25 protein-coding genes are annotated in these 24025 nt (G+C 64.9%); 23 read left to right on the forward strand and 2 right to left on the reverse strand.

The window, feature by feature from the left end; translation table 11 throughout:
* The first annotated feature begins 132 nt into the window (after positions 1-132).
* The 23 genes from rpmF (at position 133) to purT (ending at position 22075) form a co-directional block, all read left to right on the forward strand.
* Positions 133-315: a 50S ribosomal protein L32 gene (gene rpmF, locus AC5I49_RS21220; RefSeq protein WP_012207072.1), complete on the forward strand. Its 183-nt coding sequence runs from the start codon at positions 133-135 to the stop codon at positions 313-315.
* 113 nt (positions 316-428) lie between these two features.
* Entirely contained in the window at positions 429-1469 is a 1041-nt protein-coding gene (gene plsX, locus AC5I49_RS21225; RefSeq protein WP_016447797.1) for a phosphate acyltransferase PlsX, read from the forward strand.
* A 5-nt stretch (positions 1470-1474) separates the two neighbouring features.
* Positions 1475-2452, forward strand: coding sequence for a beta-ketoacyl-ACP synthase III (locus AC5I49_RS21230; RefSeq protein ID WP_016447796.1), 978 nt, complete (start codon positions 1475-1477; stop codon positions 2450-2452).
* 57 nt (positions 2453-2509) lie between these two features.
* Positions 2510-3454 carry an ACP S-malonyltransferase gene (fabD, locus tag AC5I49_RS21235; RefSeq protein WP_026062373.1) on the forward strand — a complete coding sequence of 315 codons (945 nt, stop codon included), beginning with the start codon at positions 2510-2512 and terminating at the stop codon, positions 3452-3454.
* Complete coding sequence (gene fabG / locus AC5I49_RS21240; RefSeq protein ID WP_016447794.1) at positions 3451-4197, forward strand: 3-oxoacyl-ACP reductase FabG; 747 nt, start codon at positions 3451-3453, stop codon at positions 4195-4197. Before fabD ends, fabG begins: the two co-directional genes overlap by 4 nt.
* Positions 4198-4346: 149 nt before the next feature.
* Positions 4347-4586, forward strand: coding sequence for an acyl carrier protein (gene acpP / locus AC5I49_RS21245; RefSeq protein WP_003058049.1), 240 nt, complete (start codon positions 4347-4349; stop codon positions 4584-4586).
* A 39-nt stretch (positions 4587-4625) separates the two neighbouring features.
* A complete protein-coding gene (fabF, locus tag AC5I49_RS21250) occupies positions 4626-5870 on the forward strand; it encodes a beta-ketoacyl-ACP synthase II (RefSeq protein WP_016447793.1) in 1245 nt (414 codons plus the stop codon).
* Between the two features lie 644 nt (positions 5871-6514).
* Positions 6515-7144, forward strand: a complete 630-nt coding sequence (gene rpoE / locus AC5I49_RS21255) for an RNA polymerase sigma factor RpoE (RefSeq protein ID WP_016447792.1) — start codon at positions 6515-6517, stop codon at positions 7142-7144.
* A gap of 73 nt (positions 7145-7217) precedes the next feature.
* Positions 7218-7931 (forward strand): sigma-E factor negative regulatory protein, encoded by a 714-nt coding sequence (locus AC5I49_RS21260; protein WP_495789856.1) that lies wholly within the window; start codon positions 7218-7220, stop codon positions 7929-7931.
* A gap of 305 nt (positions 7932-8236) precedes the next feature.
* On the forward strand, positions 8237-9706 hold the full coding sequence (locus tag AC5I49_RS21265) for a DegQ family serine endoprotease (protein ID WP_016447790.1): 1470 nt from the start codon (positions 8237-8239) through the stop codon (positions 9704-9706).
* A gap of 429 nt (positions 9707-10135) precedes the next feature.
* Positions 10136-11944, forward strand: a complete 1809-nt coding sequence (gene lepA, locus AC5I49_RS21270; RefSeq protein WP_016447789.1) for a translation elongation factor 4 — start codon at positions 10136-10138, stop codon at positions 11942-11944.
* Positions 11944-12921, forward strand: coding sequence for a signal peptidase I (lepB, locus tag AC5I49_RS21275; protein ID WP_495789857.1), 978 nt, complete (start codon positions 11944-11946; stop codon positions 12919-12921). Before lepA ends, lepB begins: the two co-directional genes overlap by 1 nt.
* Before the next feature lie 68 nt (positions 12922-12989).
* The gene (locus AC5I49_RS21280) at positions 12990-13352 is read left to right on the forward strand and encodes a DUF4845 domain-containing protein (RefSeq protein ID WP_209672512.1); all 363 of its coding nucleotides are present in this window, start codon (positions 12990-12992) and stop codon (positions 13350-13352) included.
* Positions 13353-14036 carry a ribonuclease III gene (gene rnc, locus AC5I49_RS21285; protein ID WP_012207060.1) on the forward strand — a complete coding sequence of 228 codons (684 nt, stop codon included), beginning with the start codon at positions 13353-13355 and terminating at the stop codon, positions 14034-14036. It abuts the gene before it with no gap.
* Complete coding sequence (era, locus tag AC5I49_RS21290; RefSeq protein ID WP_495789858.1) at positions 14033-15067, forward strand: GTPase Era; 1035 nt, start codon at positions 14033-14035, stop codon at positions 15065-15067. Before rnc ends, era begins: the two co-directional genes overlap by 4 nt.
* 27 nt (positions 15068-15094) lie before the next feature.
* Positions 15095-15865 carry a DNA repair protein RecO gene (gene recO / locus AC5I49_RS21295; RefSeq protein WP_016451180.1) on the forward strand — a complete coding sequence of 257 codons (771 nt, stop codon included), beginning with the start codon at positions 15095-15097 and terminating at the stop codon, positions 15863-15865.
* Positions 15862-16635 carry a pyridoxine 5'-phosphate synthase gene (locus AC5I49_RS21300; RefSeq protein ID WP_016447784.1) on the forward strand — a complete coding sequence of 258 codons (774 nt, stop codon included), beginning with the start codon at positions 15862-15864 and terminating at the stop codon, positions 16633-16635. The genes recO and AC5I49_RS21300 overlap by 4 nt, the downstream gene beginning before the upstream one ends.
* Positions 16636-16655: 20 nt before the next feature.
* Positions 16656-17051, forward strand: a complete 396-nt coding sequence (acpS, locus tag AC5I49_RS21305) for a holo-ACP synthase (protein ID WP_016447783.1) — start codon at positions 16656-16658, stop codon at positions 17049-17051.
* A gap of 49 nt (positions 17052-17100) precedes the next feature.
* The gene (gene nagZ, locus AC5I49_RS21310; RefSeq protein ID WP_495789859.1) at positions 17101-18192 is read left to right on the forward strand and encodes a beta-N-acetylhexosaminidase; all 1092 of its coding nucleotides are present in this window, start codon (positions 17101-17103) and stop codon (positions 18190-18192) included.
* A gap of 109 nt (positions 18193-18301) precedes the next feature.
* Positions 18302-19399, forward strand: a complete 1098-nt coding sequence (locus AC5I49_RS21315) for a 6-phosphofructokinase (protein ID WP_252651906.1) — start codon at positions 18302-18304, stop codon at positions 19397-19399.
* Positions 19400-19406: 7 nt separating this feature from the next.
* Positions 19407-20066: a DUF1294 domain-containing protein gene (locus AC5I49_RS21320; protein WP_016451183.1), complete on the forward strand. Its 660-nt coding sequence runs from the start codon at positions 19407-19409 to the stop codon at positions 20064-20066.
* 18 nt (positions 20067-20084) lie between these two features.
* A complete protein-coding gene (locus AC5I49_RS21325; RefSeq protein WP_495789860.1) occupies positions 20085-20747 on the forward strand; it encodes an HD domain-containing protein in 663 nt (220 codons plus the stop codon).
* 110 nt (positions 20748-20857) lie between these two features.
* Entirely contained in the window at positions 20858-22075 is a 1218-nt protein-coding gene (purT, locus tag AC5I49_RS21330; protein WP_495789861.1) for a formate-dependent phosphoribosylglycinamide formyltransferase, read from the forward strand.
* Between the two features lie 66 nt (positions 22076-22141).
* Here purT and AC5I49_RS21335 read toward each other — a convergent pair whose 3' ends face one another.
* Together AC5I49_RS21335 and AC5I49_RS21340 are read right to left on the reverse strand one after the other, a co-directional pair.
* On the reverse strand, positions 22142-22810 hold the full coding sequence (locus AC5I49_RS21335) for a mechanosensitive ion channel family protein (protein WP_392414755.1): 669 nt from the start codon (positions 22808-22810) through the stop codon (positions 22142-22144).
* A gap of 108 nt (positions 22811-22918) precedes the next feature.
* Positions 22919-23992: a GGDEF domain-containing response regulator gene (locus tag AC5I49_RS21340; RefSeq protein WP_016447776.1), complete on the reverse strand. Its 1074-nt coding sequence runs from the start codon at positions 23990-23992 to the stop codon at positions 22919-22921.
* Positions 23993-24025: the final 33 nt, after the last annotated feature.

Below are 24025 nucleotides of genomic sequence, written 5' to 3' on the forward strand. Positions count from 1 at the left end.
ATGTCCGGAAAAAAGGCCGAGGCCGGGAAAAGCGATTGCGCTATAATCAAGGGCTTCGCGCGAAACCCCCTCGTGTCTTTAATGGGCTGATCGCGTTTTTTACCAACCCTTTTCAGATACACAGGAGCCATCATGGCTGTTCAGCAGAACAAGAAGTCCCCCTCCAAGCGCGGTATGCACCGTTCGCACAACGCACTGAATGTGCCTGGCATTGCCGTGGAACCCACCACCGGTGAAACCCATCTGCGTCACCACATCAGCCCCAACGGCGTGTACCGCGGCCGTCAAGTGCTGAAGAACAAGTCCGAAGCCTGATCTTCGACCGTTCCCGCAGGGCCCGCGGCTACAGTTTTCGTAGCGCGGGCTTTTGTTTTTTCTGATGGTTGCTCCTATCTTTCCAGGCCTTGCAACAGGCTTGCCAGTCGCACATGATCACTTTGGCCGTTGACTGCATGGGGGGTGATCACGGCCCCCGCGTCACGCTTGCGGCGTGCCGCCAGTTCCTCGATTCCCACCCCGATGCCCGGCTGCTGCTGGTTGGTCAGCCCGAGGCGCTGGCTGGCTTTGCGCATGAGCGCGCCAGTGTGGTGCCGGCCTCGGAAGTGGTCGGCATGGATGATCCGATCGAGATGGCGCTGCGCAGGAAGAAGGATTCCTCCATGCGCATCGCCATCCAGCAAGTCAAGGATGGCGCGGCTGCCGCTGCTGTGTCGGCTGGAAACACGGGTGCGCTGATGGCCATCTCGCGCTACCTGCTCAAGACACTCGATGGCATTGATCGCCCTGCCATCGCGCCCCAGTTGCCCAATGCCAAGGGCGAGGCCACCACGGTGCTGGACCTGGGTGCCAATGTGGACTGCTCGGCCGAGCATCTGCTGCAGTTCGCCGTCATGGGCTCGGCCCTGGTGTCTGCCCTGAACAACGAAGAGGCACCCTCGGTGGGTTTGCTCAACATTGGCGAAGAGCAGATCAAGGGCAGCGAGGTCATCAAGCGCGCTGGCGAACTGCTGCGCGCGGCCGGCAAGGCCGGTCATCTGAATTTCTACGGCAACGTCGAAGGCAACGACATCTTCAAGGGCACGACCCAGGTCGTGGTCTGTGATGGCTTTGTGGGCAACGTGGCTCTCAAGTCTTCCGAGGGCGTGGCGTCCATGATCTCCAATGCCCTCAAGCAGGAGTTCAAGCGCAACATCTTCACCAAAATGGCAGCCATCGTTGCCTATCCGGTGCTAACTGCTTTGATGAGGCGCGTGGATCATCGCCGCTACAACGGCGCGGCGCTGCTGGGCCTTCGCGGGTTGGTCTTCAAAAGCCATGGATCGGCCGATGCCTTGGCTTTCGAGCACGCGCTGAAGCGCGCGTATGATGCGGCCCGCAACAACCTGCTCGACCGTGTCCGTACCCGTATCTCCGCAGCCCTGCCTCTGTTGCTGGCTGCGCAGTCGGAATCGGGACCGTCGGCGCCCTAATACAGATGAGACGCTACGCACGCATCACCGGCACGGGCAGTTACCTGCCACCCCGCCGACTCACCAATCACGATCTGGCAGCCGAACTGGCCCAGCGCGGCATCGAGACCTCGGACGAGTGGATCGTCGAGCGCACCGGCATCCATGCCCGACACTTTGCCGCGCCAGAAGTGGCCAGCAGCGATCTGGCCTTGGAGGCATCGAAGAAGGCGCTGGAAGCCGCCGGCTGCCAGCCGCAGGATATCGATCTGATCATCGTCGCCACATCGACGCCGGACATGGTCTTCCCGTCCACGGCATGCATCCTGCAAAACAAGCTCGGCGCCAATGGCTGTGCGGCCTTTGATGTGCAAGCCGTATGCAGCGGCTTTGTCTACGCCCTCACCGTGGCCGACGCCATGATCCAGTCCGGCGCTGCGAGCCGCGCGCTGGTGGTGGGCTCCGAAGTATTCAGCCGCATCCTGGACTTCAACGACCGGACGACCTGCGTGCTGTTCGGTGACGGTGCCGGAGCCGTGGTGCTGGAGGCGTCCGAGCAGCCAGGCATCCTGGCTTCCGACCTGCATGCCGACGGCAAGCATGTCGGCATCCTGTGCGTGCCAGGCAATGTCTCCGGTGGCCAGATCCTCGGTGATCCGCTGCTGAAGATGGATGGGCAGGCCGTGTTCAAGCTGGCGGTCGGCGTGCTGGAGAAGGCCGCTCGCGCCACGCTGGACAAGGCAGGGCTCACCGATGCCGACATCGACTGGCTGATCCCCCACCAGGCCAATATCCGCATCATGCAAAGCACGGCGCGCAAGCTCAAGCTGTCCATGGACAAGGTGGTGGTGACGGTGGACCAGCATGGCAACACGTCGGCTGCCTCGATCCCCCTGGCGCTGGACCACGGCGTGCGCAGTGGCCAGGTCAAGCCCGGTCAGACCGTGCTGCTGGAAGGTGTTGGCGGCGGCTTCACCTGGGGCGCGGTACTTCTCAAGATGTGATGCGGGATGCCTGCCTGAGGGCAGGCGCCCATGGCGCGGCCTTTTTTTTTGAAAATCATGAAGAAGTTTGCATTCGTCTTTCCTGGTCAGGGTTCGCAATCGGTAGGCATGCTCGACGGATGGGGTGACCATCCCGTCGTGGCCCAGACCTTGGTCGAAGCCTCCGATGCCCTCGGCGAAAACATCGGCCAGCTGATCCAGCAGGGGCCGAAGGAAGCTCTGGCGCTCACCACCAATACCCAGCCTGTGATGCTGGTGGCCGGTGTGGCTGCCTGGCGCGTCTGGCAGGCCGAAGGCGGCGCGCTGCCCGACGTTGTGGCGGGCCACTCGCTGGGTGAGTACTCGGCCCTGGTCGCGTCAGGTGTGCTGACCCTGGCCCAGGCTGCGCCGCTGGTGCGGCTGCGCGCGGCTGCCATGCAGGAGGCCGTTCCCGTGGGAACCGGTGCCATGGCTGCCATCCTGGGGCTGGATGCCGACAAGGTGCGCGCAGGCTGCGCAGAAGTCACGGCGGCATTGGGTGGTGCGGAAGTCGTCGAGGCCGTGAATTTCAACGACCCCTCGCAGACCGTGATTGCCGGCAGCAAGGCGGCTGTCGAGAAGGCCTGCGAGGCCCTCAAGGCCGCAGGCGCCAAGCGCGCGCTGCCGCTGCCGGTGTCGGCGCCTTTCCATTCCAGCCTGATGAAGCCTGCGGCCGAAAAGCTCAAGGCGGCGCTGGCTGCCACCGTGCTGGCTGCACCGCGCATCCCAGTGCTCAACAACATCGATGTGACTGTGCAGCAGGATGCCGACGCCATTCGCGATGCGCTGTATCGCCAGGCCTTCGGCCCGGTGCGCTGGGTGGAATGCGTTCAGGCCATGAAGGCCCGCGGCGTCGTCCACCTCGTCGAGTGCGGTCCCGGCAAGGTGCTGATGGGCCTGACCAAGCGGATTGACGCGGACCTGACGGCCGCTGCCCTCTATGACCCGGCCACGCTGGCTGACGTGAAAGAATCCCTCGCATGACTGACAACCAGAACAAGCCCCAGGTTGCCCTGGTGACGGGTGCCTCGCGCGGCATCGGTGCCGCCATTGCCCAGGAGCTGGCAGCACGCGGCTACCGCGTGATCGGCACGGCCACCACCGATGGTGGTGCCGAGAAGATCAGCCAGGCCCTGTCGGCCCATGAAGGCTGCCGTGGCGTGAACCTCAATGTCACGGACGTGACCGCCGTCGATGCCCTGATCGACAGCATCGTCAAGAATGACGGTGGCCTGCATGTGCTGGTCAACAATGCCGGCATCACACGCGACACCCTGGCCATGCGCATGAAGGACGATGACTGGGATGCGGTGATCGACACCAATCTCAAGGCGGTTTTCCGAGTCAGCCGTACGGCCATTCGGCCCATGATGAAGCAGCGCTTCGGACGCATCATCAACATCACCAGCGTCGTTGGTGCCTCCGGAAACCCCGGTCAAGCCAACTATGCAGCTGCCAAGGCCGGCGTTGCCGGCATGACGCGTGCGCTGGCCCGTGAACTGGGCAGCCGCGGCATCACGGTCAATTGCGTGGCTCCGGGCTTCATCGCCACCGACATGACGGCGGAGCTGCCTGAAGAGCAGAAAAATGCCCTGAAATCGCAGATCGCCATGGGTGATCTGGGCCAGCCCAGCGACATCGCCCATGCCGTGGCCTATCTCGCATCGGCGGGCGCAGGCTACGTCACCGGCCAGGAATTGCACGTCAACGGCGGCATGTACATGTAAGCGCTGCGGCGGCTGCGGGCAGATCCCTGCCAGAAGCCGCCGTTGCTTGCAACCGAAGAGGCCGTTTCCTCGCGACGGCCGGCTGAAGAGGGCGTAAGGTCCGAAACGGCTAGAATCGCGGGTTCATTCACAACCCCCAGAGGGAAACCATGAGCGATATCGAAGCACGTGTCAAAAAAATCATTGCCGAACAACTCGGCGTTGAAGAGTCTCAAGTCACCAACGAAAAGGCCTTCGTGGCTGATCTGGGTGCTGACTCCCTGGACACGGTGGAGCTGGTGATGGCCCTGGAAGATGAATTCGGCATCGAGATCCCCGACGAAGACGCGGAAAAGATCACGACGGTGCAAAACGCCATCGACTACGCCAACACCCACCAGAAGGCCTGACAGGGCCCTGACCCGAGCGATCAGCAGAAGGTTTTACGCATGAGCCGTCGTCGCGTTGTCGTGACCGGCCTGGGTTGCATCTCCCCCGTGGGTAACACGGTGGGCGACGCCTGGGCCAATCTTTTGGCCGGCCAGTCCGGCATTGACCTCATCACCAAGTTCGATGCCTCGAACTTTGCCTGCAAGATTGCGGGCGAGGTCAAGGGATTCGATGTGGAGTCGTACATGAGCGCCAAGGATGCGCGCTCCATGGACACCTTCATCCATTACGGCATCGCTGCTGCGGCGCAAGCCGTGCAGGACTCAGGTCTGCCCACGGGCGAGGCCTTGTCGGATGATCTGGCTACGCGCATCGGCTGTGTGATCGGTTCGGGCATCGGCGGCTTGCCGCTGATCGAGAACACCCACGCAGAACTGGCTGCGCGCGGACCGCGCCGCATCACGCCGTTCTTCGTGCCTGCCTCCATCATCAACATGGTGGCTGGCCATGTGTCCATGCGGTTTGGCTTCAAGGGGCCGAATCTCGCCGTGGTGACTGCCTGCACGACCGGGCTGCACTGCATAGGCGAAGCAGGACGCATGATCGAATACGGCGATGCCGATGTGGTGGTGGCTGGCGGCACGGAAGCCACGGTCTCCCCGCTGGGCGTCGGCGGCTTTGCCGCCATGCGCGCACTGTCCACGCGCAATGATGATCCCAAGGCCGCCTCGCGTCCCTGGGACAAGGACCGCGACGGCTTTGTGCTGGGTGAAGGTGCAGGCGTGCTGGTGCTGGAAGAGTACGAGCATGCCAAGGCCCGCGGTGCCAAGATCTATGCTGAACTGTGCGGCTACGGCATGAGTGCCGATGCCGGCCACATGACGGCGCCCAACATGGACGGCCCGCGCCGCGCCATGCTGTCAGCTCTGCGCAACGCCGGCATCAACGCCGACCAGATCGATTATCTGAATGCGCACGGCACATCCACGCCGCTGGGCGACCTCAACGAGACCAATGCCATCAAGGCGGCTCTGGGCGATCACGCCAAGAAAATCGTTGTCAGCTCGACCAAGTCCATGACCGGTCACCTGCTGGGTGGCGCTGGCGGCATCGAGAGCGTCTTCACCGTGCTGGCACTGCACGAGCAGAAGATTCCCCCGACCATCAATCTGGACAACCAGGATCCCGAGTGCGATCTCGACTACTGCGCCAACACGGCACGGGATGCGAAGATCGAAGTGGCAGTGAAAAACAACTTCGGGTTCGGCGGCACCAACGGAACGCTGGTGTTCAAGCGAATCTGAGGCCTGCACACCTCACCATGAAAAGCCCGCCCCGCAAGGGAGCGGGCTTTTTTATTTCTCCCATGGGTCAGGGCGCGTCCGGCAGGGGTGGAACGCATGTCAGACATGCTGCGGTTTTGCGACACTGCAGGCATGACGTCACGCCATGCTCCGCCCGCAGTCCGCCATCCGCTGAATCCACCACGTGGGTCGGTCGCATGCCTGTGCGCGCTTTGGCTGCTGGCGGCCATGCTTTTGCTGGCGTGGGCGCTTGATCTACAGTCCGGATGGGGGCCTGCCGTCGTGGCTGTCACGGGTTCTCTGGTTGCAGCTGCAGGCATGTGGCATGGATGGCGCGCTCTGGGCAGAGGCTTTGTTGCATGGGATGGCGCGCAGTGGTGGCTTGGTGAGGCAGCCGCTGCCCACGATGCGCAGCCGGTGCTGCTGCAGGTGCGCGCTGACGGTGGTCAATGGCTATGGGCGCAGGCCAGACCCGTTTCGACGGGGTCTTTGCGCTGGCGAAGCTCCCGCTGGCTGCTGCTGTCTTACAGGCAGAGTCCTGAAACCTGGGGTGATTTGCGGCGTGCTGTATATTTCCCGCCCAGACCTACAGAACGCGCGCAGTGACTGCGCCAGGGCCGCCACGGCCCGTCTTCACCGATTTCATGACGCCTCCCGAATTCCCGCCTTCTTCTGCCGACAGCGACCTGGCTCTGGTCGAGCGCACCAACGCAGGAGACATGCGGGCCTTCGAGCTGCTGGTCATCAAGTACCAGCGCCGCATCGAGCGCCTCATTGGCCGCATGGTGCGCGACGTGGACCTGGTGCCTGACATTGCGCAGGAAACCTTCATCCGGGCCTATCGGGCGCTGCACCAGTTCCGGGGTGATGCCCAGTTCTACACCTGGCTGTATCGCATCGCCGTGAATACTGCCAAGAAGGCGCTGCTGGACATGAAGCGCTCGCCGCTGATCACCGAAAGCGCGTTACACAACGGGGATGACGATGATGAAACTTCCCGGCTCAGCCAGGAACTAACCACCGAAGAAACACCCGAAACGATCCTGGCGGCCCAGGAAATTGCCCAGGCAGTCAACGCCGCCATGGAGGCCTTGCCCGAAGATCTCCGTCAAGCCGTCACGTTGCGGGAAATCGAAGGCCTGAGCTACGAGGAAATCTCGAACGCCATGGGTTGTCCCATAGGCACCGTGCGTTCACGCATCTTCCGTGCACGCGAAGCGATTTCAGCGAGAGTCAAGCCTTTGCTGGAGCGCCAGTCTGGCAAGCGGTGGTAGCAGCGGGTGATGGCCATCGGGTGGCGCATTTTTTGGGTACAGGGTCTCAGAGCAGACAGGCAGGTGATTGATCATGAATGACGATCTGACGAAGCGCGAACAATTGTCGGCATTGGCTGATGGCGAACTCTCTGCCGCGGAGCTGCAGGCCGCGCTGGCCTATGCGCAAAGCGATGCAGGCCAGCAGGAATGGCGCATGTACCACCTGGTGGGCGATGTGCTGCGCTCTCCTGAGCTGGCGCACCACAGCCGGCACGATCTGCTTTCCGGAATCCGCTCCCAGTTGGCCAACGAGCCGCGCCGCCCCCTGGTTTCCGTCGCCGCAGACGAGCTGGAGCAGGTCGCGCGCCCGGCGCACGGCAGGGCCGTCGTCAATGGCGCGCCGCTGCACAATGCAGCCAATGCGTCGGTATTCCGCTGGAAGATGGCTGCGGGTTTTGCGTCCGTGGCGGCCGTGGCTGCCATTGGCTGGAGCGTGATGCTCGGCGCGCCTGCAGGCCCCGGCGCGGCGCCGGGCCGGGCATTGGCCGCCCTTGAAACGGGGGCGCCTGCAGCGGCTGCTGTCGCTGGAAATGCCCAGGACTTCCCTCTCGGAGATACGGCCCAATCCTCTTCGGTGGTGGCTGTGGCAGGCCCTTACGGCCAAAGCGTCATGCTGCGTGATCCGCGCCTGGATGCGCTGCTGGCCTCCCATCCGCAATACAGTGGTCCGGCCACGTTGCAGATGCCGGCCAGCTTCCTGCGCAATGCCAACTTCGCCTCGGCACCGCGCGCGAACCAGCGCTGAATCCCGCAGGAGAGCATGGCTCTCCTGCCTTCTTTTGCACCCGCGTCCAGCCGTTCGGCATTGAAATGGACGCGGGTGCAGTCATTTGTGGCCCATGCACGGCGGTTCGCGCCGCATGCATGCTGCCGATTCGGGAACTAACAGCGTCTTTCAGGCTTCTGAGCCATCGTCTGGCCGGTGCATGCCGGGACTGCGCCAGAATGTGGCGTTCGTCCGAGATGCAAGTCGGCACCGCGTATCTGAACAGGCCGCCCGGGCGCAATGGGCACGGGGGCAACACAATGATTGAGAAGGAAAGGATCACCATGACCACAGTTCGATGGAAGACGCTGCAGTCCTGCACACTGGCAGGCGTTCTGGCGCTGGCTGCTGGCAGCGCCTCAATGCTGGTGCCGGTGAGTGCCGCTCATGCGCAAAGCGGTGCCGTGGTGCGGGGTCTGCCGGACTTCACCGACCTGGTCGAGCAGGTCGGGCCTTCCGTGGTCAACATCCGCACGTTGGAGAAGGCGTCGGCCAACTCTGCCGAGGCGCTGGGCATGGATGAGGACATGCTCGAGTTCTTCCGCCGCTTCGGCCTGCCCGTGCCCAATGTGCCGCGCCAACGCCCCCAGCCGCGTTCACAGCCTGACGAGGAACAGCCGCGTGGCGTGGGGTCGGGCTTCATCCTGACGGCGGACGGCTTTGTGATGACCAATGCCCACGTGGTCGAAGGTGCTGACGAGGTCATCGTCACGCTGACCGACAAGCGTGAGTTCAAGGCCAAGATCGTGGGCAGCGACAAGCGCACCGACGTGGCTGTGGTCAAGATCGATGCCACCGGACTGCCCGCCGTGAAGATCGGCGACGTGAACCGTCTCAAGGTCGGTGAGTGGGTGATGGCCATCGGATCACCCTTCGGCCTCGACAACTCGGTCACCGCAGGCATCGTCAGCGCCAAGCAGCGCGACACGGGAGACTATCTGCCCTTCATCCAGACCGATGTGGCCATCAATCCCGGCAACTCGGGCGGCCCGTTGCTGAACATGCGCGGCGAGGTCGTGGGCATCAACAGCCAGATCTATTCGCGTTCCGGCGGTTTCATGGGGATCAGCTTCGCGATTCCTATCGACGAGGCCGTGCGCGTCAGCGACCAGCTGCGCGCCACCGGCAAGGTCACGCGAGGGCGCATCGGCGTGCAAATCGGGCAGGTCACCAAGGACATTGCCGAATCCATCGGCCTGGGCAAGGCTCAGGGTGCGCTGGTCTCTGCCGTGGAACCCGATTCCCCAGCCGCCAAGGCTGGCGTCGAGGCGGGTGATGTGATCATCAAGTTCGATGGGAAGGCCATTGAGAAGGTCGCCGACCTGCCGCGTCTGGTGGGCAACACCAAGCCCGGAACGCGCAGCACCATCACCGTATTCCGCCGCGGAGCCGCCAAGGATCTGACCATGGTGATCGCCGAAGTCGAGCCCGATGGCGCTCCCCAGGCAAAGGCTGCAGGCAAGGGCAGCACCCTGGTCTCCCAGTCGCTGGGCCTGACGCTGGCCGAACTCACGGATGCCCAGAAAAGGGAATTGGGCATCAAGGGTGGTGTCCGCGTGACGGCCGCTGTCGAGGCAGCAGCACGCGCAGGCCTGCGCGAAGGTGATGTGATCCTGCAACTGGCCAATGTCGAGGTCACGGGGCTCAAGAGCTTCGAGGCCACGCTGGCCAAGGTGGACAAGAGCAAGCCGGTGAACCTTCTGGTGCGCCGCGGCGAATGGGCTCAGTACGTGCTTATCCGTCCTGCCCGCTGAGGGGTTGGGGCAGGCCGGTTTTTCGGGGTACTGGGGAATACCCTCGGAATCCGGATCAAGGCCTGCCCATGCCCCTTGGGGCATTGGGTAAAATGCCCCACCAAAGCGTGACGGCTCAAGGCGTCAGAAACCTGTTTTCAAAGAGGATTGTTGCGGTGCAAAAGCACCGCACTATCCGGTGATCGACGGGCTAGAAATGGCTTGTCGGGTCTGTTGATAAACTGTTGATAAATAATTGTGACAGATCAAGCCCGGAGCTTTGCAGGCCTTGTCAGGGCTTGGTTTCCAGCCCTTTTTGCCTACAATAAAGTCCCAACTATCGCAGTTGCCAGAGATTGTTGGTTCGGGGCGCGTCGTTCATGGACGCGCCCTTTTTTCTTGCGCGCCGACCCTGTCGTTTTCCACTTTCACTAGCAGTCCTTCTCGTTGATGAACCACATCAGAAATTTTTCCATCATTGCGCACATCGACCATGGCAAGTCGACGCTGGCCGACCGCCTGATCCAGCGTTGCGGAGGCCTGGCTGACCGTGACATGGAAGCCCAGGTGCTGGACTCGATGGATATCGAGAAAGAGCGCGGCATCACCATCAAGGCGCAGACGGCTGCCCTGCAGTACAAGGCCAAGGATGGTCAGGTCTACAACCTCAACCTCATCGACACGCCCGGCCACGTGGACTTCTCGTACGAAGTCTCGCGTTCCCTGTCGGCCTGCGAGGGAGCGCTGCTGGTGGTGGACGCCTCTCAGGGCGTAGAGGCACAGACCGTGGCCAACTGCTATACCGCGCTGGATCTCGGCGTGGAAGTGACGGCCGTTCTCAACAAGATGGATCTGCCGCAGGCTGACCCCGACAACGCCAAGGCAGAGATCGAGGACGTCATCGGCATCGATGCCAGCGATGCCATTCCCTGCTCGGCCAAGACCGGCATGGGCATCGACGAGATCCTGGAGGCCGTGGTTGCCAAGGTGCCACCGCCCAAGGGCAATCCCAATGGCCAACTGCGCGCCATGATCATCGACAGCTGGTTCGACACTTACGTGGGCGTCGTGATGCTGGTGCGCGTGGTCGATGGTGAACTCAAGCGTGGCGAGCGCTTCAAGATGATGGCTTCGGGCGCTGCCTACGAAGCCAACAACCTGGGCGTGTTCACTCCGGCCGACGTGCCGCGCGACGCGCTGCGCGCCGGCGAGGTGGGTTACATCATCGCCGGCATCAAGGAGCTCAAGGCAGCCAAGGTGGGCGACACCATCACGCTGGAAAAGAAGCTTCCCAACAATCTGGGCCCTGCCACCGAGGCCCTGCCCGGCTTCAAGGAAATCAAGCCCCAGGTGTTCGCGGGTCTGTACCCCACCGAAGCCAGCGAATATGACCAGCTGCGCGATGCGCTGGAAAAGCTGCAGCTCAACGATTCGTCCCTGCAGTTCGAGCCTGAAGTCTCTCAGGCGCTGGGCTTCGGCTTTCGCTGCGGCTTCCTGGGCCTGCTGCACATGGAAATCGTGCAGGAGCGCCTGGAGCGCGAATTCGACCAGGACCTGATCACCACCGCGCCCAGCGTGGTCTACGAAGTGGTCAAGGGCGATGGCGAGGTCATCCAGGTCGAGAACCCGTCCAAGATGCCCGATGCCGGCCGTATCGAGGAGGTGCGCGAGCCCATCGTGACCGTGCACCTGTACATGCCCCAGGACTATGTGGGCCCGGTGATGACGCTGGCCAACCAGAAGCGTGGCGTGCAGATCAACATGCAGTACCACGGCCGCCAGGTGATGCTCACCTATGAGATGCCGCTGGGCGAGATCGTGCTGGACTTCTTCGACAAGCTCAAGTCGGTCTCGCGCGGCTATGCCTCCATGGACTACGAGTTCAAGGAGTACCGCGCCTCCGACGTGGTCAAGGTGGACATCCTGCTCAACGGCGAGAAGGTCGATGCGCTGTCCATCATCGTGCACCGCTCCCAGGCCACGTACCGCGGCCGGGCCGTGGTGGCGAAGATGCGCGAGATCATCAGCCGCCAGATGTTCGACGTGGCCATCCAGGCCGCCATCGGCGCCAACATCATTGCTCGGGAAACCGTCAAGGCCATGCGCAAGAACGTGCTGGCCAAGTGCTATGGCGGCGACATCACCCGCAAGCGCAAGCTGCTGGAGAAGCAAAAGGCCGGCAAGAAGCGCATGAAGCAGATCGGTTCGGTGGAAGTGCCTCAGGAGGCCTTCCTGGCCATCTTGCAAGTGGAGGATTGATGCAAGCCATGCAATGGATTACGGCCGTCGTGCTGGCGGCTTTCGTGGGCTATATCGGCGCCTGGTACACGGGCTTCATCGAGGGCAACTTCGCGTTGCTGCTGTTCCTGGCCACCGTGGTCACTGGCCTGTACTGGGTGGCCGAACGGCTGTATTTCCTGCCCCGCCGCCGCCGCGCCGCCGTGGCCATCGAGGAGGCTGCCGTGGCGCGCCGCGCAGAACTCGACCGCATGGGCATCGCCAAGACCGACATCGAGGTGTCGGAAGAGGCCAAGGGCCGCATCCTCATGCAGCCCTGGTGGCTTGACTGGACCGCGGGCCTGTTCCCCGTGATCGCCATCGTCTTTGTCCTGCGCTCGTTCCTGTTCGAGCCGTTCAAGATTCCCTCGGGCTCCATGATCCCCACGCTGCTCGTGGGCGACCTGATCCTGGTGAACAAGTTCACCTACGGCGTGCGCCTGCCGGTGATCAACACCAAGATCACCCAGGGCCAGCCGCTGCAGCGCGGCGATGTGGTGGTGTTCCGCTATCCTCCGCAACCCAGCCTGGACTACATCAAGCGCGTGGTGGGCCTGCCGGGTGACGAGATCTCCTATCTGAACAAGCGGCTGACGGTCAATGGCAAGGAAGTCCCGGTCAGCGAACTGCCGGACTTCTTCGACAAGGACGCGATGCGCTACTTCAAGCAGTACGAGGAGTCGCTGGGCGACAAGCCGCACCGCATGATCGTGAACCAGGACGTGCCCGCATTCATCCAGGGTGCCAGCGGCTTCGAGTTCCGCGAGAACTGCCGCTACAGCGTCGAAGGCATCACCTGCAAGGTGCCCGAGGGCCAGTACTTCATGATGGGCGACAACCGCGACAATTCGCTGGATTCCCGATACTGGGGCTTTGTGCCCGACAAGAACATCGTGGGCCGGGCTTTCTTTGTCTGGATGAACTTCGGGGATTTCAAGCGCATCGGCAGCTTCCATTGATCAGGTGCATGCCTGGGACCGGATCGGACCGGGCATGCGCGAGGGATTCGAATCGGAGGAGGAAAAGCATGTTGACATCGAACAACCGGCGTTCGCGCCAGCGCGGCCTGTCCTTTCTGGGACTGGTGTTTGTGGTAGCTCTGGGGGTGGGGGTGGTCGCAGTCGCTGCACAATCCATTCCTGTGTTCTTGGAATATCAGGCAATCGCCAAAGCAGCCAACAAGGCGGCTCTCGAGGGGCGCTCGGTCGCTGAAGTGAAGTCGAATTTCGATCGCTCGGCGCTCATTGATGACTTCAAGTCAGTGACGAGCTCGGACCTCGAGGTGACCAAAATCAATGACCGTGTGGTGGTGGGGTTCGAATATTCGCGCGAGATCCATCTCGTGGGCCCCGCCTACCTGACTTACCGTTTTAAGAAGCAGACCCAATAGGTGCCTCCCTTACTGAATGCGCTGCAGCTGAGGCTGCAGCATCAATTTGCCGAGCCTGCATTGCTGCAGCGTGCCGTCACGCACCGCAGTTTCTCGGCAGACAACAACGAGCGCCTGGAATTCCTCGGTGACTCGGTGCTGAATCTTGCCATTTCCAGCCTGCTCTACCAGCGGCTCAGTTCCATGCCCGAGGGCGATCTGTCCCGCGTGCGCGCCAACCTGGTCAAGGAAGGCACGCTGCACCAGATCGCGCTGAGGCTGCAGTTGCCCGATCTGCTGCGCCTGGGCGAAGGCGAATCCAAGTCGGGCGGCAAGCAACGCCCCTCCATCCTGGCCGATGCGGTCGAGGCCCTGATCGGCGCAGTGTATCTGGACGCCGGCTACGCTGCGGGCGAGAAGGTGGTACACCATCTCTTCGAGGGCGTGGACATCAACCCCCACATGCGCGCAGCCGAAAAGGATGCGAAGACGGCCCTGCAGGAATGGCTGCAGGGGCGGCGCATGAAGCTGCCGCAGTACGAAGTGGTTGCCACCACGGGCGCCGCCCATCGCCAGACCTTCGAGGTGGCCTGCGCGATTGCCGAGTTGCAACTGCAGGCCCGGGGAACGGGTGCCTCGCGCAGGGCCGCCGAGCAGACGGCTGCCACAGCCATGCTGGAACTATTGAAAGCAAGACACGCATGAACCAAGACAAACCCCCGGCGCCGGCACAGACCGCCGCCGAACTCGACGCCCTGCTGGCTGCGGCCAAGCCCGGCGCTGGCGCAGCTCGCACGGCATCCGCTGCTGATGACGCCCCGGCACCCGAGGTGCCGGCCGGCCCGCAGCGCTGCGGCCTGATCGCCATCGTCGGCAAGCCCAATGTGGGCAAGTCCACGCTGATGAATGCGCTGGTGGGCCAGAAGATCAGCATCACCTCGCGCAAGGCGCAGACCACGCGCCACCGCATCACGGGCATTCGCACGCGCGCCGCGACGCAGTTCATCTTTGTCGATACGCCGGGTTTCCAGACCAAGCACAGCACGGCACTGAACAAGTCGCTCAACAAGACCGTGATGGGCGCCATCGGCGACGTGGACCTGATCCTGTTCGTCGTGGAAGCCGGCCAGTTCACGCTGGCCGATGCCAAGGTGCTGTCGCTGTTCAAGCCCGGCATCCCCACGCTGCTGATTGCCAACAAGCTGGACACCGTGGGCCGCCGTGCCGAGATCGCCCCCTGGCTCAAGGGCATGCAGGAGCGCCATCCGTTCGCCGAGTTCGTGCCCATGTCGGCCAAGAACAAGGGAGACATCGAGCGCCTGTTCGGCATCTGCGAGAAGTACCTGCCCGAGCAGGACTGGATGTACGCCGCCGACGAGCTGACCGACCGCAGCGAGAAGTTCCTCGCCTCGGAGACCGTGCGCGAGAAGCTGTTCCGATTCACGGGCGACGAGCTGCCCTACACCTCCACGGTGGTCATCGACAAGTTCGAGGAAGAGGCCAGCAAGCAGCACAAGCGTTTCATCCGCGTGGCGGCCACCATCGTGGTCGAGCGCGACGGCCACAAGGCCATGATCATCGGAGAGAAGGGCGAGCGCCTCAAGCGCATCAGCACCGAGGCGCGCCAGGAGCTGGAAAAGCTCATGGATGCCAAGGTCTTCCTCGAAGTCTGGGTCAAGGTCCGCTCCGGCTGGGCCGACGACGAAGCCCGCGTGCGTTCGTTCGGCTACGAGTGAGCACCCTTACCGCAAGGCCCTGCGTCCATGGCTAGCGCAAAGCGTGTCTCGGACGAGCCGGCCTTCGTCCTGCACAGCTACGACTGGAGCGAGTCCAGCCTGATCCTTGAGGTCTTCACGCGTCACCGGGGCCGCGTGGCGCTGGCGGCCAAGGGCGTCAAGCGGCCGACCTCGAACTTTCGCCCCGTGCTGCTGCCGCTGCAGCCGCTGAGCCTGAGCTACAGCCTGGGCGGCGAGGGCAATGGCGAGATCCATACCCTCAAGGGCGCAGAGTGGGTGGGCGGGCATGTCATGCCCCAGGGTGACGCCCTGCTGTCGGGCCTGTACCTCAACGAGCTGCTGATGCGCCTGCTGGCGCGCGACGATCCCTACGCGGCGCTGTTCGACATCTATGCCGGCGTGGTGCGCGTGCTGGCAGGCCAGCATGGCGATGCCATCGAGCCCGTGCTGCGCACCTTCGAGCTGCTGCTGCTGCGCGAATTGGGCCATCTGCCTGCCTTGAATGAGGAAAGCGCCACGCTGGCGCCGCTGGCCGAGGGGCGTCGCTATGCGCTGGTGGCCGAAGGCGGCCTGCGCCCGGCGCTGCAGGGCGAGCGCGCCGTGCTGGGCGCTGCGCAATGGCAGGCCATTGAGAGCGCGCTGCAGGCACGGCAGGCCTTCAACGCCACACTGCATGTGGTGGCCCAGCCCGAGGCGGCGCTGGCCCTCAAGCCCCAACTGAGGGCCTTGCTGCAATACCATTGCGGCAGTCCCATGCTGCGCACCCGCCAGCTGATGATGGATCTGCAATCGCTATGAATCTTTCCCACGCTTCGCAGCGCACGGCGCTGTCGGTCAATGTCAACAAGGTTGCGCTGCTGCGCAACACGCGCCATCTGGGCATTCCCAGCGTGACGCGCGCCGCGCGCATCTGCCTGGAGGCCGGTGCCCAGGGCATCACCATCCATCCGCGTCCCGACCAGCGCCATATCCGCAGCGAAGATGTCTATGAACTGCATGCGCTGATGAAGCATTGGCCGCAGGCGGAGTTCAACATCGAGGGCAACCCGACGCAGAACCTGATGGACTTCATCCGGGCCACGCGCCCGCACCAGGCCACCTTCGTGCCCGACAGCGAGGACCAGTTCACCAGCGACCATGGCTGGAACTTCCCGCAGGATGCCGAGCGCCTGAAGCCGCTGATCGCCGAATGCCGCCAACTCGGCGTGCGCGTCAGCCTGTTCATGGACCCGGTTCCCGCACAGATGGCCGCTGCGCGCGCCGCGGGCGCCGACCGGGTCGAGCTGTACACCGAGCCCTATGCGGCCGCCTGGGGCACGGCAGACCAGGAAGTTCAACTGCAGGCCTACGCGGCGGCGGCCCAGGCTGCGCTGGACGCCGGGCTGGGCATCAATGCCGGCCATGACCTCAGCCGCGACAACCTGGCCGCCTTCGTGGCGCGCGTGCCGGGCCTGCTCGAAGTCTCCATCGGCCATGCGCTGATCGCCGACGCGCTGGAGCTGGGCTACGCCCAAACCGTGCGCGCCTACCAGCAGTGCATAGACCAGGGCATGGCGGCGCGCGCCTGAAGCTTTCGCGGAGCGAATCCATGATCTACGGCATCGGTACCGACATCTGCGACGTGCGCCGCATCCGCGCCAGCCTGGAGCGCCACGGCGACCGTTTCGCCGAGAAGGTGCTGGCCGAAGGCGAACTGTCCACCTGGCGAGCCCGCCGCGCGCGCTGGCCCGAGCGCGGCATCCGCTTCGTCGCCACGCGCTTTTCCGCCAAGGAGGCCTTTTCCAAGGCCATAGGCATGGGCATGGTCATGCCCATGACCTGGCGCAGCTGCGAGGTCGTCAAGCTGCCCAGTGGCCAGCCAGCCATCGTGCTGCACGGCGCGCTCAAGGAATGGTTCGAGGCACGGAACCTGCAGGTGCACCTGTCCGTGACCGACGAGAGCGACTACGCGGCCAGCTTCTGCGTGGTCGAGCGCCGCGCCTGACACCCGGCCGGCGCAGCGCTGGCTTTTTTGACTCCACAGGATTCATAGCATGACCGAGCACGCACCCCTGATCATCGACATCGCCGGCAAGGCGCTCACCGACGCGGACCGCCGGCGTCTTGCGCATTCGCTGGTCGGCGGCATCATCCTCTTCGCCCGCAACTGGGAAAGCCGCGAGCAACTGGTGCAGCTGTGCGCCGATATCAAGGGCGTCAAAGCCGACCTGCTGATCTGCGTGGACCACGAGGGCGGGCGCGTGCAGCGTTTTCGTGCCGACGGATTCACGCATCTGCCGCCCATGCGCGCCTTCGGCCAGATGTGGATGGACGACGGCAAGGGCAGCAAGCAGCGCGAAGGCAGCGGCGCCCTGGCTGCCATGAACGCCGCCACGGCGGCCGGCTACGTGCTGGGCACCGAACTGCGTGCCTGCGGCGTGGATTTCAGCTTCACCCCGGTGCTGGACCTTGACTACGGTGCCAGCAGCGTCATCGGCGACCGCAGCTTCCACCGCGACCCGCGCGTGGTGGCGGCGCTGGCCCGCAGCCTCATGCACGGCCTGCTGCAGGCCGGCATGGGCAACTGCGGCAAGCACTTTCCCGGCCACGGCTTCGTCAAGGCCGATTCGCATGTGGACATTCCGGTCGATGGCCGCAGCCTGACCGCCATCCTGGGCGAGGATGCCGCGCCCTATCCCTGGCTGTCCAGCGTGCTCACGGCCGTGATGCCGGCCCATGTGATCTACCCCAAGGTGGACAAGCGCCCGGCCGGTTTTTCCGCCAAGTGGCTCAAGGATATCCTGCGCAGCCGTCTGCGCTACGACGGCGCCATCTTCAGCGACGACCTGAGCATGGAGGGCGCGCGCCGCATCGACGGGCAACTCATCGGCTACACCGACGCAGCCCTGGCCGCGCTGGAGGCCGGCTGTGACATGGTGCTGCTGTGCAACCAGAGCCTGGGCCTGGGCGAGCATGTGGACGAGCTGCTGGCCGGCATGGAGGCCGCGCAGCGCAGTGGCCGCTGGCAGCCCGATGCCGACAGCGAATCGCGCCGCCTGGCCCTGCTGCCGGAGACCGTGCCCCAGCCCTGGGACGATCTCATGCGCCAGCCGGCCTACCTCCAGGCGCTGGACCTGCTGCCTTGATGGATTGACGAGCGCAGCGGCTGGCCGGCTGAGGGCTGGCGGGCCTTGCAAAGGCTGTGCGGGCCATGGAGGACGCGCACGCCAAGTGTTTTCACAGGAGAGTTTTCCCATGCGCGTTGGCGTGCTGACCGGAGGTGGCGACTGCCCCGGCCTGAATGCGGTGATCCGTGCGGTCACCAAGTCCCTGATCAACCACGGCCAGTGCGAGGTGCTGGGCATTGCCGATGGCTTCGAGGGCCTGATGCTCGACCCGCCCGGCGTCAAGCCCCTGGGCTGGGACGAGGTCTCGGGCATCCTGCATGTGGGCGGCACCATCCTGGGCACCAGCAACAGCGCCAATCCCCTGCGCGATGAGGCCACGCTGGAGCATGTGGGTCGCAATGTCCGGGCGCTGGGACTGGACGTGGTGGTGGCCATCGGCGGTGACGGCACCATGAGCCTGGCGCATGGCCTGGCCGGACAGGTGGGCCTGACCTGCGTGGGCGTGCCCAAGACCATCGACAACGACATTGCCAATTGCGAGCGCAGCTTTGGCTTCGACACCGCCGTGGCCACGGCCACCGAGGCGCTGCGCCGCATCGAGAGCACGGCCAACAGCCACCACCGCGTGATGATCGTCGAGACCATGGGGCGCCATGCCGGATGGCTGGCGCTGGAGGCCGGCATTGCCGGTGCGGCCGACGTCATCCTGCTGCCCGAGATCGACTACGACCTGCAGGCCATCGTGGATTTCTGCCGCATGCGCGAGCAGCGCCAGCGCTACACCATCATCTGCATCGGCGAGGGCGCCAAGGAAAGCGGTGCCAGCCTCACGGTGCGTGAGCGCATAGAGCAAAGCCCGGACCCCGTACGCCTGGGCGGCGTCGGCCATGTGCTGCGCGAGCGCCTGCAGCCCCATCTCAGGAGCGAGGTGCGCACCACGGTGCTGGGCCATGTGCAACGCGGCGGCGACCCCACTCCCTTTGACCGCGTGCTGGCCACCCAGTACGGCCACCATGCGGCGCAGCTGGTGCTGTCCGGCGGCTTTGGGCGCATGGTCACGCTGCAGGGCGGGCAGATCGGCAGCGTGGAAATCTCACGCGTGGCCAACACCCAGCGCACCGTGCCGCTGGACCACGGCCTGCTCACCATGGCGCGCGACATAGGCATTTGCCTGGGCGAGCCCCGCAAGCCTGCTGCGTCGCCGGCCGCCGCTGGCCGCCACTGAGCCCGCCATGCGGCAACAGGGGCGCATCACCGGCTGGAAGGACGAGCAGGGCTTCGGCTTCATCGAGCCCGATGGCGGCGGGGCGCCGGTCTTTGTCCACATCAAGTCCTTCACCGATCGCCGCCGCAGGCCCGAGGGGGGCGAGCGCGTCAGCTACGTGCCCGGCCGCAACGCCCAGGGGAAATGGCGCGCGCAGGATGTCGCCTTCATTGGCGAGTCCAGGAGCGGCCATCCGCAGCCTGCGCGGCGACGCCGTGCCGGCATGTCCTCGCGGCCTCAGTCAACTGTGCGAGGCCAGGTGGCAGTGGGGCTGGCCGCTGCCTTCTTCTGCGTGCTGATGGCCGTTGCCTGGATTGGCCGCATGCCCTGGGCACTGGTCGGCCTGTATGCGGCGGCAAGCCTGGTGACCTTCATGGTCTACGGATTCGACAAGTCCGCCGCCGTGCACGACCGCTGGCGTACCAGCGAAGGCCGCCTGCACCTGCTGGCGCTGCTGGGCGGCTGGCCTGGCGCGCTGCTCGCGCAAGGGCTGCTGCGGCACAAGTCCAGCAAGGCCTCGTTCCAGTTGGTATTCTGGATCACTGTGGGGATCAACTGCGGCCTGCTGGCCTGGCTGCTGTCACCGGCGGGTGCGCCGTTGCGGGCTCTGGCACCCGGCATCTTCTGAAGACCCAAGGAGCAGGCGATGACCCAGGCTGGACCAGGGGCCGAAATGCCCAGCGCAAACGATGCATCGCTGCAGACCTGGCAGGCATCTTGGCAGCATGCCTGGTCCGCACTGGGCGCCAGCGCGCCGCAGCCTGTGCTGGCCGAGCTGCTGCAAAGCTACAGCGAGCCCCAGCGCCACTACCACACGCTGCAGCATCTAGGCGAGGCCATGGGCCTGCTGCAGCCGGCGCTGGGCCTGGCCGCGCACCCCGGCGAGGTGGCGCTGGCGCTGTGGTTCCATGATGCCGTCTACGAAACCCAGGCCAAGGACAACGAGGCGCGCAGCGCCGACTGGGCCGTGGCCGTGGTGCGCGGGCAGGGCCTGCCGGCGGAGGTGGCCGGGCGCGTGCACGGCCTGATCATGGCGACCTGCCACGCGGCACAGCCGTCCGGGATCGACGCCCAACTGCTGGTGGATGCCGACCTGGGCATTCTCGCGGCCGACCCTCTGCGGTTTGCCGAGTACGAGGTACAGGTGCGGGCCGAGTACGAATGGGTGCCCTTGCCGCTGTACCGCGCCAAGCGCCGCGAGGTGCTGCAGGGCTTCATGCAGCGCGAGGCCATCTACTGCACTGACTGGTTCCGGCAACGGCTGGAGGCGCGGGCGCGGTGCAACCTCGCGCAGGCGCTGGGTTTGTAGGCGGCGCCTGCGTCGGCGTCCTATGATCGGGGGCTGCTGCGGGCCGTGCAGGCCTGCCTCCCTTTCTTTCTTATCTTGCCCAGGCTCTGCCTGGCTCACCGGACGCGCAGATGACCACCCTTGGAACCCCTTACTCCCCCCATGCCACCAAAGTCATGCTGCTGGGCAGCGGCGAACTCGGCAAGGAAGTGCTGATCGCGCTGCAGCGCCTGGGCGTGGAAACCATTGCCGTGGACCGCTACGAGAACGCGCCCGGTCAGCAGGTGGCCCACCACGCACGCACCATCACCATGAGCGATCCGGCCCAGCTCAAGGCCTTGATCGAGGCCGAGAAACCCCACCTGGTCGTGCCCGAGATCGAGGCCATTGCCACGCCCATGCTCGAAGAGCTGGAAGCGGCAGGCGTGGTCACCGTGATCCCCACGGCCCGCGCCGCGCGCCTGACCATGGACCGCGAAGGCATTCGCCGCCTGGCCGCCGAGACGCTGGGCCTGGCCACCAGCCCTTACCGCTTCTGTGATTCGCAGCAGGAACTGCAGGCTGCCATCGACGGCACGGATGGCCAGCCCGCCATCGGTTTCCCCTGCGTGGTCAAGCCCGTGATGAGCAGCTCGGGCAAGGGCCAGAGCAAGCTGGACGGCCCGGACGACGTGACCAAGGCCTGGGACTACGCCATGGCCGGCGGCCGCGTGAGCCATGGCCGTGTGATCGTCGAAGGCTTCATCGACTTCGACTACGAAATCACCCAGCTCACGGTGCGCGCCAAGGGTGCGGACGGCCAGGTGCAGACGCATTTCTGCCATCCTATCGGCCACATCCAGCAGTCCGGCGACTATGTGGAAAGCTGGCAGCCCCATCCCATGCACCCGGCGGCGCTGCAGAAGTCGCGCGACATCGCCAAGGCGGTGACCGATGACCTGGGCGGCCTGGGCCTGTTTGGCGTGGAGCTGTTCGTCAAGGGCGAGCAGGTCTGGTTCAGCGAAGTCTCGCCGCGCCCGCACGACACGGGGCTGGTCACGCTGGCCACGCAGTGGCAAAGCGAGTTCGAGCTGCATGCGCGCGCCATCCTGGGCCTGCCCGTGGATGCCTCGCTGCGCAATCCCGGCGCCAGCGCCGTGATCTATGGCGGGCAGGATGCCGAAGGCCTGGTGTTCGACGGCGTGGACGAGGCCCTGGCCGTGCCGGGCACGGACCTGCGCCTGTTTGGCAAGCCAGAGAGCTTCGTCAAGCGCCGCATGGGCGTGGCCCTGGCGCGCGCCCAGGATGTAGAGCAGGCGCGCACCAACGCCAAGCTGGCCGCCAGCAAGGTCCGGCCGCGCAAGCCCTGAGGCGCTGCCCAATGACAAAGCCGCCGTCCCTTTGCCGGGCGGCGGCTTTTTCATGGGGTGCCGGCCTTAGTTGGTCGTGTACATGGGAGGCTGCGAGGGCTGGGCATCATGCGGCGTGGTCAGCCGGATGGCGCGCTCCTCCTCGCCATGGCTGGCATGCTCGCCATCCGCGCCCAGGCCCCCCTTCCAGCGCCGGACCACGCGCTGGAAGATCAGCGAGTTGGGGATCTGCAGCAGATTGGGTGAGCCATCGGGCGCATGGGCGTCCTGCAAGGTGGTGTAGAGCATGTTGATGTCGATCACGCGGCCCTTGGCACCGGGCTTTTCGGCCGTGTCCAGCACCTCGATGTAGTCGCCCAGGCGAAAGGGCCCGACGATGACGATGAGCAGGGCGCAGAACAGGTTGGACAGCACGCTCCAGGCCGCAAAGAAGGCCACGGCGCCCACGGTGGCAAAACCGGTGAAGGCCGTCCACAGCACGGTGGCCGAGACGCCCAGGCGCTCCAGTACCAGCGGCACGGTGGCGGCGATGAGAATCCAGCGGAACACGCCGCGCAGCGGCACCAGCAGCTCCGGCGGCAGGCCGTAGTGCCTGCCCGCGCGTGCGATCAGTCGGCGAACCAGGCGATTGAGCAGCCAGGCCGCACCGATGATCAGCAGGATCTGGGCACCGGGGATGATGAACTCCAGCCAATCCTGCATCCAGGCGGGCAGGTGCGCTTGAAAACGACGCATAACTTCAAACATTCAGGAAACAGCAATCCGCATTCAGGACCCGGATGCGCGGCTTGCGCGCGCCCGGCATTGAGCTGCGATCGTAAGCGCAGGCGCAAGGCCCGGCAGTCAGGTGCGGCGCTGCTCCACCGTGTCCATCTGCATCTCGAAGCTGAAGAAGCGGTCGCGCCCCTGCGCCTTGGCCGCGTACAGGGCCTGGTCGGCGCGCATGAGCATGGCTTCGGCGCTGGTGTATTCGTCGGGGACGCAGGTGGTGATGCCGCCCGACAGCGTGAGGCCCGATTCATGGGGTGAGTCGGGGTGGCGTATGCGCAGCACGCGCAGCATCTGGCCCACGGCACGCGCGAACGTCATGGCCCCCGAGCGTGGCGTGCGCGGCAGGATGAGCGCGAATTCCTCGCCGCCATAGCGCGCCGCCACGTCACGCGGGCGCACGCAGACCTCGCGCAGCAGGCGGCCTATCTGTTTCAGGCATTCATCGCCATGCACGTGGCCATAGGTGTCGTTGTAGCGCTTGAAATGGTCCAGGTCGCAGAGCATCAGCGTCAGCGGCTGGCCCTCGCGGCGGGCCGAGGCGATCTCGGCATGCAGGATGCGGTCGAAGCCTCGGCGGTTGACCAGGCCCGTGAGCTGGTCGAGCTCGACCATTTCGTTGAGCTTCTGGTTGGCCTCATGCAGCTCGGCCGACAGCGATACCAGGCGCCGGCGCATGTCCAGCAGGCGGCGCATGGCGCGCAGCTTGGCCACGAGCACGATGGGCTTGACGGGCTTGACCAGGTAGTCGTCGCCTCCGGCCTCGATGCCGCGCCACACGTCCAGGTCATTGTCCAGTCCGGACAGGAAGATGACGGGCGTCCACTCGCCCGGCTCGGCCTCGCGCAGCTGGCGGGCCACCCAGTAGCCGTCCTCGCCCGGCAAACGGATGTCGAGCAGCACGAGGTCGGGGCGCTGCTCGCGGAACAGTGCCAGGGCGCTGGGGCCATCGGCAGCCTCCAGCACGCGGGTCACGCCCGCATGCAGCAGCTCGCTGACCAGACTGGTGCGTACCGAGGCCTGGTCTTCCACGACCAGCACGCAAAACGGCGATGCCTCGTCCGTCGGCTTGGCGAAGCGCGCTCCGGTGGGCTCGATGGCGGGAGAGTCGGTGCTGTCGGTGGGCGAAGGTGGTGGGGCAGCGGGCATGGCCTTCAGGGTTGTGAGACCAGAAATGGGTCA

The organism is Delftia sp. (genome assembly GCF_059499305.1).